Annotated in this window: 9 protein-coding genes and 2 tRNA genes; 9 read left to right on the top strand and 2 right to left on the bottom strand. The window is 61.4% G+C overall.

Going from position 1 to position 12,661, the window contains the following annotated elements:
• Positions 1 to 249 precede the first annotated feature (249 nt).
• On the top strand, positions 250 to 459 hold the full coding sequence (locus tag PSH78_RS06335) for a cold-shock protein (protein ID WP_002554837.1): 210 nt from the start codon (positions 250 to 252) through the stop codon (positions 457 to 459).
• 196 nt (positions 460 to 655) lie between these two features.
• Here PSH78_RS06335 and PSH78_RS06330 read toward each other — a convergent pair whose 3' ends face one another.
• The gene (locus PSH78_RS06330; protein WP_305499191.1) at positions 656 to 1,663 is read right to left on the bottom strand and encodes a DUF481 domain-containing protein; all 1,008 of its coding nucleotides are present in this window, start codon (positions 1,661 to 1,663) and stop codon (positions 656 to 658) included.
• 146 nt (positions 1,664 to 1,809) lie between these two features.
• On the opposite strand from PSH78_RS06330, the gene PSH78_RS06325 reads away from it, so the two are divergent.
• From PSH78_RS06325 to PSH78_RS06310, 4 genes are all read left to right on the top strand, one after another.
• On the top strand, positions 1,810 to 2,172 hold the full coding sequence (locus PSH78_RS06325; RefSeq protein ID WP_305501187.1) for an MGMT family protein: 363 nt from the start codon (positions 1,810 to 1,812) through the stop codon (positions 2,170 to 2,172).
• Positions 2,173 to 2,216: 44 nt separating this feature from the next.
• Complete coding sequence (locus PSH78_RS06320) at positions 2,217 to 3,776, top strand: AmpG family muropeptide MFS transporter (RefSeq protein ID WP_305499190.1); 1,560 nt, start codon at positions 2,217 to 2,219, stop codon at positions 3,774 to 3,776.
• Between the two features lie 129 nt (positions 3,777 to 3,905).
• Entirely contained in the window at positions 3,906 to 5,621 is a 1,716-nt protein-coding gene (locus PSH78_RS06315) for a proline--tRNA ligase (protein WP_305499189.1), read from the top strand.
• Positions 5,622 to 5,638: 17 nt separating this feature from the next.
• Positions 5,639 to 6,592, top strand: coding sequence for a hypothetical protein (locus tag PSH78_RS06310; RefSeq protein WP_305499188.1), 954 nt, complete (start codon positions 5,639 to 5,641; stop codon positions 6,590 to 6,592).
• Between the two features lie 76 nt (positions 6,593 to 6,668).
• On the opposite strand, the gene dinB is transcribed toward PSH78_RS06310, so the two are convergent.
• Positions 6,669 to 7,730, bottom strand: a complete 1,062-nt coding sequence (dinB, locus tag PSH78_RS06305) for a DNA polymerase IV (protein WP_305499186.1) — start codon at positions 7,728 to 7,730, stop codon at positions 6,669 to 6,671.
• A 283-nt stretch (positions 7,731 to 8,013) separates the two neighbouring features.
• Between dinB and PSH78_RS06300 the strand changes: the two genes are divergently transcribed.
• From PSH78_RS06300 to PSH78_RS06285, 4 genes are all read left to right on the top strand, one after another.
• Positions 8,014 to 8,090: transfer RNA gene (locus PSH78_RS06300), tRNA-Met, on the top strand.
• 220 nt (positions 8,091 to 8,310) lie between these two features.
• Positions 8,311 to 8,387 (top strand) — tRNA-Met (locus PSH78_RS06295).
• A 150-nt stretch (positions 8,388 to 8,537) separates the two neighbouring features.
• The gene (gene mprF / locus PSH78_RS06290; RefSeq protein ID WP_305499185.1) at positions 8,538 to 11,180 is read left to right on the top strand and encodes a bifunctional lysylphosphatidylglycerol flippase/synthetase MprF; all 2,643 of its coding nucleotides are present in this window, start codon (positions 8,538 to 8,540) and stop codon (positions 11,178 to 11,180) included.
• Positions 11,180 to 12,469 (top strand): virulence factor family protein, encoded by a 1,290-nt coding sequence (locus PSH78_RS06285; RefSeq protein WP_305499183.1) that lies wholly within the window; start codon positions 11,180 to 11,182, stop codon positions 12,467 to 12,469. The genes mprF and PSH78_RS06285 overlap by 1 nt, the downstream gene beginning before the upstream one ends.
• Positions 12,470 to 12,661: the final 192 nt, after the last annotated feature.

Genomic DNA, 12,661 nt, shown 5'->3' with positions numbered 1-12,661 from the left:
TTTCCGGGCTCTGACGGCTATCGCCATTGCCGTCAGTCATTAAAACCGAGAAACCTTCGCAAAGACCATTGGCACGTTTCGGAAAAAGGGGTAAGGTGGCGTCACTGTGTTGCTTGTGTCACTGAGAATCTCTACACGATATGTTGAATTTCGATCCAACCATCTACAAGAATTTTTCCTGCTCTTTGCACTCAGTCTCGGCCAGGGTTCTTCCTGAGTCGCAGTTATCTTTGTTCAAGGAGTTACACCATGTCTAATCGCCAAACCGGTACCGTTAAGTGGTTCAACGATGAAAAAGGCTTCGGCTTCATCACCCCACAATCCGGTGACGACCTGTTTGTTCACTTCAAAGCTATCCAATCCGACGGCTTCAAAAGCCTGAAAGAAGGCCAACAGGTTTCTTTCATCGCTACCCGCGGTCAGAAAGGCATGCAAGCTGAAGAAGTTCAAGTTATCTAACTTGTCCTTGCTTTAGTAAAAAGCCCCGCCCTCAAAAGCGGGGCTTTTTTGTGCCTGGGTGTTTATGCCTGCGTACAAAAAACTGTGGGAGCGAGCCTGCTCGCGAAAGCGACGGACCCGTTGCATCTGTGACAACTGGTGTACCGCTTCCGCTAGCAGGCTCGCTCCCACAGGGTCTGGTGGTGTTGACCGGGGGTTACCAGGTCACGCCAAAGCCGGCGGTGTAGCGCGTCTTGCTCAGGTCGCTGTCTTCGGTCCCTTCGATGACATCCTTCTCGGCCTTGAGGTTGAGCGACGCCCAATCGGTGACCTTGTAGCGCAACCCGATCTCGGCGTCATAGGCGTATTCAGCCACGCCGGACAGCGGCTTGCCCACTTCGCCGTTGGTAAACAGCTCGACGCGCTTGCCGATCAGGTAACGGTTGTAGTCCCACTTCATCGCCACGGAATAGAAGTTGTCCTTGCCGCCGTCGCGATATTCATAGTCGGTGCGGTTGAGCAGCGAACCCAGGGAGAAAGCGCCCAGTTCGTCATCCCAGAACTGATAACCCGGACCGGTACCGACCACGCGCTGGCGGGCCAGGTCTTCGACCTTGTCACGCTTGTAGTTCAGGCGACCTTGCCAGAACCATTTTTCCGTGAGGAAGCGGTCGAGGGAATACTCCAGCCGCCAGTTGTCGGCCGACACCACGTCATCCTGGAATTCGCGGTTGTATTCGCCTTCGGCGGTGTGCCGCCATCTGCCGTGGCGCGCCGAGGTCTTGAAGTCGATGTCGTAATCGTCGGTATCGGCTTCCGCACGCTGATAATCCAGTGCAGCGTCGATATTGCCCTTCCACACGAGGTCCTCGACCACCGGCTTGGGTTTGAGGATCTGCTGGATGCTCGCCAGCTCGACGGTCTTGGGCGCATCACCATTGGCCAGCGTGACCTTGCCATCCTCGGCCGCCTGTAACGCCTTGGCTTTTTCGCCGGTGTAGGCATCCTGCTTGACCAGCAGTTGCTGGTCGCTTTCAAGTGTCTTGACCTGTTTCCAGTCAATCGGGATAGCACCCGCGTAATCGGTCTGGATCAGCAATTTGCCGCCGTCGAAAACGGTTATCTTGCCGCTGAGTTTGTCGCCGTTCTTCAACCAGACGGTATCGGCGAGCAAAGGCATGGAGGCACTGGTAACAGCTAGGCACAACAGGGTTCTGGACAACATAAGCGATAATGGGCTCAAGTTTGCGAGGAAAAGGCGGCATTATCCCCCAGGATGACACCTCAGCAACGACTGACCTGCATATGGATGATGAGTTCATTTATCAATTGGCCCTGTAGGCATTAATCTACAGACGGCCATTTTCAGGAATTCCCCACGTGACCGACACCCCAGCGGCCCCCGAGAACGCCGCCCAGATCCGCCGCACCACGCTTTACCTGACCCTGGCCCAAGTGCCGGCCGGCAAGGTCGTCACCTATGGTCAACTCGCCGAAATGGCGGGTCTGGGCCGCGCCGCGCGCTGGGTCGGACGAACGCTCAGCCAGTTGCCGAACGACACGAAGCTGCCGTGGCATCGAGTCCTCGGTGCCGGTGGTCGGATCAGCCTGCCGGCGGGCAGCGCCTCGGGAGACGAACAACGCGCACGCCTGCGCATGGAAGGGATCAGTGTCCTGAATAATCGTGTTGATATTCAGCGTCATGGCTGGCGCCCGGTAGAGCACAGCGGTTAGAGTGCGCGCTTTGTTTTCGCAATTTTTGAGGCAGACTCCAGCCCATGCCCCGTAAAACCTGGCGCGCCGCCCTTGCCGCCTATGCCAGTCCTTCGACGCTCGTGCTGTTGCTGCTTGGCTTCGCCGCCGGCCTGCCTTACATGCTGGTGTTTTCCACGCTGTCGGTCTGGTTGCGCGAGGCCGGCGTGGCCCGCGAAACCATTGGTTACGCAAGCCTGATCGGCCTGGCCTATGCCTTCAAATGGGTCTGGTCGCCCCTTCTCGACCAATGGCGCCTGCCATTGCTCGGCAAACTGGGACGTCGACGCTCGTGGCTGGTGCTCTCCCAGGCCCTGGTGATCCTCGGCCTTGTCGGCATGGGTTTCTGTGACCCACAAAAACACTTGTCCTGGCTGATCGCGATTGCCGTCATAGTGGCCTTCGCCTCGGCCACCCAGGACATCGCCGTCGATGCCTACCGATTGGAAATCGCCGACGACACCCGCCAGGCCGCCCTGGCTGCCAGCTATATGTCCGGCTACCGGGTTGCCGCCTTGCTGGCTACCGCCGGCGCGCTGTTTTTCGCCGAAGGGTTCGGCTCCACCGGGTTCAGCTACAAGCATTCGGCCTGGGCGGGTACGTACCTGCTGTTTGGCGTACTAATGGTCCCGGCGCTGCTGACCTCGCTGTTCATGCGCGAGCCGCCAGTACCGTTGCGTACTCAATTGCAGGCCGGCCGCTATACCTTCGTCCATCAGTTGGCTTCGGTATTCGTATTGATCGTGCTGCTGGTGTCGGTCCCGGCGATGTTCACCCAGCTCTACAACACCGACTTTGCCAGCGTGCTGTTCGAAGGCGTCAGCCTGCTCGACCTGCTGCTCCAGGACCGCGCCTTCCTGCGCGCCATCCTCTATATCATCCTGACCGCCCTGTGCCTGTCGTCCATGGGGCGCCGAGGCCTGGCGCCGGTACTGACGCCGGTCAACGATTTCATCCTGCGCTACCGCTGGCAGGCCCTGCTGCTGCTCGGCCTGATCGCGACCTACCGGATGTCCGACACGGTCATGGGCGTCATGGCCAACGTTTTTTATATCGACCAGGGTTTTACCAAGGACCAGATCGCCAGCGTCAGCAAGATCTTCGGGCTGATCATGACCCTTGTCGGCGCCGGCATGGGCGGCCTGCTGATCGTGCGTTTCGGCATCCTGCCGATCCTGTTCATCGGCGGCGTATCGTCGGCCGCCACCAACATCCTGTTCCTGATGCTGACGGACATGGGCGCCAACCTGAAGATGCTGATCGTCACGATCTCCCTCGACAACTTCAGCTCCGGCCTGGCCACCTCGGCGTTCGTCGCGTACCTGTCGAGCCTGACCAACCTGAAATTCTCCGCGACCCAATACGCCCTGCTCAGCTCGATCATGCTCTTGTTGCCGCGCCTGATCGGCGGGTACTCCGGGGTCATGGTGGAAAAATTCGGCTACCACGATTTCTTCCTGATCACCGCGTTGCTCGGCGTTCCGACCTTGCTGCTGATCGCCTTGCACTGGTATCAGGAGAATCGCCGAGAGGGCTCGGCGCCAGAGTCGGAATCGCCGCCGCCCCGGCCCGCTCAAGAGCTGTAGGAAATCTCAACAGGCGCCGACGAAAGCGACGCCTGAATCCGGCGACCGGCCACGCGCCTGTACGCCAGGGCATCTCGCCCGTACAATGCTGCGTCACTTCTCGTCATCAGCAACCGACAACGGCCAACCATGCGCACCAGTCAATTTTTGCTCGCCACACAGAAAGAAACGCCTTCCGACGCCGTCGTGATCAGCCACCAGCTGATGCTGCGCGCAGGCATGATCCGCAAGCTCGCCTCCGGCCTGTACACCTGGCTGCCGATGGGCCTGCGGGTGATGCGCAAGGTCGAAGCCATCGTCCGCGAAGAAATGGACGCCGCCGGCTCTCTGGAAGTGTTGATGCCGAGCACCCAGCCGGCCGAGCTGTGGCAGGAGTCGGGGCGCTGGGAGGAATACGGCCCGGAGCTGCTGCGCATCAAGGACCGTCATGGTCGCGATTTCTGCGCGGGCCCGACTCACGAAGAAGTGATCACCGACCTGATGCGCAACGAGTTGAGCAGCTACAAGCAACTGCCAATCAACCTGTATCAGATCCAGACCAAGTTCCGTGACGAGATCCGTCCGCGCTTCGGCCTGATGCGCGGTCGCGAATTCATCATGAAGGACTCCTACTCGTTCCACGCCGACCTGGCCTCGCTGCAAGTCACTTACGACCGCATGCACCAGGCGTACTGCAACGTGTTCACCCGCCTGGGCCTGAAGTTCCGCCCGGTTGAAGCCGACAACGGCTCCATCGGCGGTGCCGGCTCCCACGAATTCCACGTGCTGGCCGAGTCCGGCGAAGACGACATCGTCTTCAGCAACGGCTCCGACTACGCCGCGAACATCGAGAAAGCCGAAGCCGTGCCACGGGAAACCTCCCGCGCCGCGCCGGCCGAAGAATTGCGCCTGGTCGATACGCCGAACGCCAAGACCATTGCCCAATTGGTGGAAGGCTACAACCTGCCGATCGAACGCACCATCAAGACCCTGATCGTGCGCGCGGAAGAAGAAGGCAAGCTGATTGCCCTGATCATCCGTGGCGACCACGAGCTGAACGAAATCAAGGCCGCCAACCAGCCTGGCGTCGCCAGCCCGCTGGTCATGGCCACCGATGCCGAGCTGCGCGATGCCATCGGCGCCGGTGCCGGCTCCCTCGGCCCGTTGAACCTGCCGCTGCCGATCATCATCGACCGCTCGGTGGAAATGATGAGCGACTTCGCCATCGGTGCCAACATCGATGACAAGCACTATTTCGGCGTGAACTGGGAACGCGACCTGCCGGTCCCAACCGTCGCCGATCTGCGCAACGTCGTAGCCGGCGACCCGAGCCCGGACGGCAAGGGCACGCTGGAAATCAAGCGCGGCATCGAAGTCGGGCATATCTTCCAGCTGGGCGACAAGTACAGCAAGGCGATGAAGTGCGAAGTGCTCGGCGAGAACGGTAAGCCGGTCACGCTGCAGATGGGCTGCTACGGCATCGGCGTGTCCCGCGTGGTGGCTGCGGCCATCGAGCAGAACAACGACGAGAACGGCATCATCTGGAGCGACACGCTGGCGCCGTTCCAGGTTGCCCTGGTGCCGCTGCGCTATGAAACCGAACAGGTTCGCGAAGCGACCGACAAGCTCTACGCCGAACTGACGGCCGCCGGCTTCGAAGTACTGCTGGACGACCGCGACAAGAAAACCAGCCCCGGCATCAAGTTCGCGGACATGGAACTGATCGGCATCCCGCACCGGATCGTCGTCAGTGACCGTGGCCTGGCCGATGGCAACCTGGAATACAAGAGCCGTACCGAGGCCGAGGCGCAAGCGCTGCCGGTCGCCGACGTGCTGTCCTTCCTTCAGGCCCGTATCCGCCGCTGAGACCAGATAGAGACGTCATGTTCAAGCGAAACACCTTAGGCCTCGGGGGCGCCGCACTGTGCGGCGCCCTGCTGGTCAGCGGCTGCGCCAACCAGATGTCGCAACGCAACGAGCACGAAGAACGGATCGAGCGCAAATTGCTCGACCATAGCCTGCAGATCGATGTGGGCGAACCCAAGGTGCTCGACCTGCCGCAGCGTCGGGTGCGGATCAACGAACAGAAGACTTTCGAGGTCACCGAGTTCGAGGTCACCCGCCATTACGATCGCTACACGCCGTACCAGCCTTGGCGGGAGGTCTACGAGATTCCGCTGGGCGCGGTGGCGGTGGTGGCCGGCGTCGGCGCGAACGTGGTCAATGTGTTCGCCCTCGGCAGCTTGCCGGACAGTGCGACCCGCGACTGGATCAGCTACGGTTTTGCCGGTCTCAATCCGTTCATGAACGTGCCTTCCAATGGCCGCGCCCAGCAAAACCTGGCAGGTATCGATGAAATCCAGCGCGACAAGCGCACGGAACATTCGAGCCTGCCCTGGAGCGAACGCCCGGTACAGGTGAAAGCCGCCCGGCAGACATTCGAGCTGAGCACCGACCGTAACGGCGTGTTGCGCTTGAACCTGCTGGAAAGCCCGTTCGCCGAGCATGACCTGAGCCAGTTCGGCAAACTGCAGATCAGTGTGACGGATGCCCAGGACGAGGTGCACACCGACTCATCCCTGAGCGTCAGCAGTACGTTGCGCAGCAAACTGGTCGAAGCCCACGCCCTGATCTACGACGACCTGGAAGACGACGAAGTGAGCCAGTGGGTTCATCGGGTCAAGCGTCTCTCGGAACTGGGGCTTGAAGAAGAAGCCAGCGAACTCGAACAGAGCCTGATCGAACTGACCCGCAACGATCCGGAACTGCAGGCCGAATTCATCAAGGCCCTGACCAAGGATGGCGGCCGGTTGGTGGCGGACCCGGGCGCGAGCTGACTCTGCATGTTCCCCTGTGGCTAAGAAGCTTGCTCCCTAGCCACAGGGTGTCGCGTATTTCCCGAGGCCAGCGGTTTTACCGCTCAAACAACTCCAACTGCTCAAACCCGCCCCGCAAATCCTCCAGCCTCACCCCTATCCCCAACAATCGCACCGGCTTGCCGCCGCGGTTGAACGCCTGGGTCAACAATAGCTGGTAACTGCCCAGGTCCCGCCCTGCCCCAGCCTGCTCAAGGGTGGTCTGGGTGAAGTCATGGAATTTCACTTTGACGAACGGCTTGCCCGGTCGATAGCTGCTGTCGATCCGCGCCATGCGCCCGCCCAGGGTTTCCATCAGTTCGGGCAGTTTGTCGAGGCAGCTCTGCAGATCAGGCAAATCGACGTCGTAGGTGTTTTCCACGCTGATGGATTGCCGCCGGCTGTCGTTGTGCACCAAGCGCTCGTCAATCCCACGGGCGAGGCTCCAGAGTCGCTCGCCGAAACTGCCGAATTCACGCACCAGTGCCAACTTGTCCCACTCGCGCAAGTGCAGGCAGTCAATAATCCCGAGCCTGTTCAACTTGTCGGCGGTGACCTTGCCGACGCCGTGCAGCTTGCTCACCGGCAGCGCCGAGACGAAATCTTCCACTTGGTCCGGCGTGATGACGAACAGGCCGTTGGGCTTTTTCCAGTCACTGGCGATCTTGGCGAGAAACTTGTTCGGCGCCACGCCTGCGGAAACGGTGATGTGCAGCTGGTTGGAAACACGCCGGCGAATATCCTGGGCGATGCGCGTGGCACTGCCGCCGAAATGCGGACTGGCGGAGACGTCCAGATACGCCTCGTCCAGCGACAGCGGTTCGATCAGGTCGGTGTAATCGCTGAAAATCGTCTGAATTTCCTTGGAGGCCTCCCGATAGGCGTCCATCCGCGGCTTGACGATGGTCAGGTCGGGGCAGAGCTTCAGCGCGTGGCCGGAAGACATGGCCGAGCGCACACCGTAGGCCCGCGCCTCGTAATTGCAGGTTGCGATGACCCCACGCCGGTCCGCCGAGCCACCGACGGCCAGGGGTATGCCGGCCAGCCGCGGATCATCGCGCATTTCGATCGCGGCGTAGAAGCAGTCGCAGTCGACGTGGATGATTTTGCGTTGCGTCATATAAGCAGCGGTACATGCGATAGATCGGAGCGCCAGTATCTCACTCGAACCTGTACATAGCACCAGTAGTTTGAAAGATCCTTCGACAGATGTGGAAAACGCCTACATGAATGTGTTTCTTCAATCGCAGCGAACCGCCCAATAGAGCGCCAGGCCTTGCCAGGCCTGCGTCACAGCGCTGTCACATTGCCTTGGCGAAGGCTAACCATTTGAAGCTGAACAGGTTTTTCCAGCAAAGGGGGTTGACAGCCGAGCGATTCGCTGTAGAATGCCGCCACACAGACGCGGGATGGAGCAGTCTGGTAGCTCGTCGGGCTCATAACCCGAAGGTCGTCGGTTCAAATCCGGCTCCCGCAACCAAACATCAGAAAAGGCTACTCGAAAGAGTGGCCTTTTTTTGTGCGCGCGTGTTTTCCCCTGCCGGTGCATTCCTTGTCGCTACCGCCATCGCAAAACGTCGAAGTTGTAGGACGATTTCCGTTTGTTTTCGCGCATTTAGGTGAACCGGCCGTTTATTTCATCCGGCGCTCCATTAACGGTTGACAGTCCGGCGTTCGCCTGTAGAATGCCGCCACACAGACGCGGGATGGAGCAGTCTGGTAGCTCGTCGGGCTCATAACCCGAAGGTCGTCGGTTCAAATCCGGCTCCCGCAACCAAATATCAAGAAAGGCTGCTCGAAAGAGTGGCCTTTTTTGTGTGTGCCGAAAAAGCCCCATTACAAATATTTTGTAATTATTTTCCGCCGCAGGGATTGGTAACTTGGCTGGATACCCCCATCCTGTCGCGCATAGCTCAAGAGGTGATTGATGCGCGCCCACTCGTCTGACCCACAAGACACTGTCAATGCGACACAACCGATCAAGGCCGAGCGATTGCGCTGGCTGGACCGGATCAGCCAGTACCGGCAACCGATCGGCCTCGCCGTCACGCTGCTGCTGTTTGCGATTGCCTTGATCGCCTGCCGTCACCTCCTGAGCGAACTCGACCTCTACGCCCTTCACGACTCGATTCTCGAGGTGCCGCGGCCGGCGCTGCTCGGTGCGATCGCCGCCACCGTGGCCGGCTTCATCATTCTGCTGGGCTATGAATGGTCCGCCACTCGCTACGCCGGCGTGAAGCTGCCCACCCAAACCCTGATCCTCGGCGGCTTCAGCGCGTTTGCCATCGGCAATGCGATCGGCCTGTCGCTGCTGTCGGGCGGTTCGGTGCGCTACCGCCTGTATGCCCGCCACGGCCTGGGGGCGGCGGATGTCGCCCACATGACATTGTTCGCCAGCCTGTCACTGGGTTGCGCGCTACCGCCACTGGCGGCCCTGGCGACGTTGAGCAATCTGCCTGCCGCCTCTGCCGCCCTGCACCTTCCCGCCACGTTGCTGGGGGTGATCGCCGTTGCCGTGTTGCTGCTGACCTGCGCGCTGGCCATCGGCATCTATCGCCGCCGCCTGCCGGAACAACCCTATCGGGATGCCCTGCTGGTCAAGGCCGGTCGCCGCACGCTGCGTCTGCCGGGCCGCCGTCTGACGTTCCTGCAACTGATCATCACCGCGCTGGATGTCGCCGCCGCTGCAACGGTGCTCTATCTGTTGCTGCCAGAAGCGCCACCGTTCGGCCCCTTCCTGCTGGTTTACCTGCTGGCGCTGGCCGCCGGCGTCCTCAGTCATGTGCCGGGCGGCGTCGGAGTGTTCGAAGCGATCCTGCTGGCCGCGTTTGCCGACAAGCTGGGGGCGGCGCCGCTGGCAGCCGCACTGCTGCTGTATCGGCTGATCTATGTGCTGCTGCCGATGCTGGTGGCGTGCGTATTGTTGTTGATCAATGAGGCACAACGCCTGTTCCAGACCCGCCAGACCCTGCGGGCGGCGTCCGGTTTCGCGGCGCCGATCCTCGCAGTGCTGGTGTTCCTGTCCGGCGTGGTGCTGCTGTTTTCCGGCGTGACGCCGGAGATCGACACGCGCCTGGAGCACATCGGTTTCCTGATCCCCCATCGCCTGGTGGACGCCTCGCACTTTGGCGCCAGCCTGGTGGGCGTGCTGTGCCTGTTGCTCGCCCAAGGCCTGCGTCGCCGCTTGTCCGCAGCCTGGATGCTGACCACTGTCCTGTTGCTGGTGGGCGCCCTGCTCTCGCTGCTCAAGGGTTTCGACTGGGAAGAAGCCACGCTGCTGACGCTGACCGCTGCCCTGCTGGCGGTCTTCCGGCGTTCCTTTTACCGCCCAAGTCGCCTGACCGAGCTGCCTTTCTCGCCGTTGTTCCTGATTGCCAGCCTCTGCGTGCTGGGTGCGTCGATCTGGCTGCTGCTGTTTGCCTATCAGGATGTGCCCTACAGCCATCAACTGTGGTGGCAGTTCACCCTGGACGCCGACGCGCCTCGTGGCCTGCGCTCGCTGCTGGGTGCCGCGGTGCTGCTGGTGGTGGTGTCCCTGACCTGGCTGCTGCGCACCGCTCGGCCGGTGATTCACCTGCCTACGGCTGAAGAGCTGGAGCGCGCCAGGACGATTCTCATGGCGTCTTCGCAACCCGACGGCGGCCTGGCCCTGACCGGCGACAAGGCGCTGCTGTTTCATCCCAACGATGAAGCCTTCCTGATGTATGCCCGCCGTGGCCGCAGCCTGGTGGCGTTGTACGACCCGATCGGGCCGACCCAGCAACGGGCGGAAATGATCTGGCAGTTTCGTGACCTGTGCGACATCTACCACGCCAGGCCAGTGTTCTATCAGGTGCGTGCCGAGAACCTGCCCTATTACATGGACATCGGCCTGACCGCGATCAAGCTGGGCGAAGAAGCGCGGGTCGATCTCAAGCGTTTTGATCTCGAAGCCAAGGGCAAGGAAATGAAGGACCTGCGCTACACCTGGAACCGCGGCACCCGTGACGGCCTGTCACTGGAAATCCATGAACCGGGCCAGGCGCCGATGGACGAACTCAAGGTCATTTCCGATGCCTGGCTGACCGGCAAGAATGTGCGCGAGAAAGGTTTCTCCCTGGGGCGATTCAGCCATGATTACCTCAAGCACTTCCGCATCGCGGTGATTCGTTTCGAGGGGCGTCCGGTGGCGTTCGCCAACCTGCTGGAAACCCATAGCCATGAGCTGGCCAGCCTTGACCTGATGCGGGCTCATCCCGAAGCCCCGAAGCTGACCATGGAGTTCATGATGGTCGGCCTCATTCAGCATTACAAAAACCATGACTACGCCCGCTTCAGCCTCGGCATGGTCCCGCTCTCGGGCCTGCAACCGCGTCGCGGCGCGCCATTGACCCAGCGCCTGGGTTCGATGGTGTTTCGCCGTGGCGAGCAGCTCTACAATTTCCAGGGGCTGCGCCGCTTCAAAGACAAATTCCAGCCTGACTGGGAACCTCGTTACATGGCCGTGCCCGCCGGACTCGATCCGCTGGTGGCGCTGGCCGATACCGCCGCCCTGATTGCGGGCGGCCTGACTGGATTGGTGAAACGCTGATGATGCAACGCTCCTGGCGATACGTAGTGGCCGCCCTGCTGGTGCTGGCGATGATTCTCGGTGGCGGCTACTGGTACTGGAACCGCCCGGCCCCGCAACCGACCCTGGAACAACTGGAGCCGGCCGACGGCGTGCCGATGACCCGGGTCATCCCCGGCACCAAGGCACGCGCCCAGGTGCTGGTGGCGGTCAACGAGGACCAGAAGCTCAGCGACACCCAATTGACGACCCTCAGCCGCAGCGGCTCGGCGCAGATCGTCCAGGTGATCCTGCCCAAGGACTGCATGCTTCAAGGGCGTGCCTTGCAAGCCGGCCTGCGGCAGCTGCACGGCCCGGCCACGCTGGTCAGCGGCATCGGTCCCGGCGCGGTGCTGGCCTGGCGCTGGCTGGCTGAACAGAAGGACGACAAGGCCCAGGCCGTCTCGGTCGACCTGGCCCTGGAAAAACCCGGCTGCACCCACCTGCTGCCCAAAAGCGCTGCCCATGGTCGCTGGCTGGTGGCGTGGAACGATAATCCCGACGATACCAGCGCCGCTTTCGTGCGCGACCAGAAGAATGCCGAAACCAGCATCAGCGACTACGACATCAACCTGGCGCAGGTACTGAACAACGAACTGCGCAAGATCCTGGTGGGCGCCGACAAGGGCAAGGGCGGCCTGAGCATCCCGGTGGTGGAAGTCCCCGCCAGCCAGGCCCGGGACACCGTGACGCTGTTTCTTTCCGGCGACGGTGGCTGGCGTGACCTGGACCGCGACGTGGCCGATGAGATGGCCAAGGTCGGTTACCCGGTGGTCGGCATCGACACCCTGCGCTATTACTGGCAGCACAAGAGCCCCGAACAGAGTGCGACCGACCTGACCGAGCTGATGCAACACTATCGCCAGATCTGGGGCACCAAACGCTTCATCCTGACCGGCTATTCCTTCGGCGCCGATGTCCTGCCGGCGATCTACAACCGCTTGCCGGCGACAGAACAGCAGCGCGTCGATGCGATTATCCTGCTCGCCTTTGCCCGCACCGGCAGCTTCGAAATCGAAGTCGAGGGCTGGCTCGGCAACGCCGGCACCGAAGCCGCCACCGGCCCGGAAATGGCCAAGCTGCCGGCGGAAAAAGTGGTGTGCATCTACGGCGCCGAAGAAGCCAACGAAAGTGGCTGCACCGACAAGACCGCCGTAGGCGAAGCCATAAAGCTGCCCGGCGGCCATCACTTCGATGAAAACTACCCGGCCCTGGCCAAGCGGTTGATCGATGAGATCAACAAGCGGCAGACCACACCTGCCGCGCAGTGAGTTGATACACCGCTGACAAAAAGCCCCTGCAACCTCACGGTGCAGGGGCTTTTTTGTTGCTCGCTTGGTGCCCCCCTTGTGGGAGCGAGCCTGCTCGCGAAAGCGTCGACTCATTAGGCCATCGTGCTGGATGTGCCGCCGCCTTCGCGAGCAGGCTCGCTCCCACAAGGGATCCGCCTTGCCATGGGCCCT

It is taken from the genome of Pseudomonas sp. FP198, from assembly GCF_030687895.1.
GTDB lineage: Bacteria > Pseudomonadota > Gammaproteobacteria > Pseudomonadales > Pseudomonadaceae > Aquipseudomonas.
The sequence above is the reverse complement of the archived record's forward strand: the minus strand, read 5'-3'. Positions and strand labels throughout refer to the sequence as shown.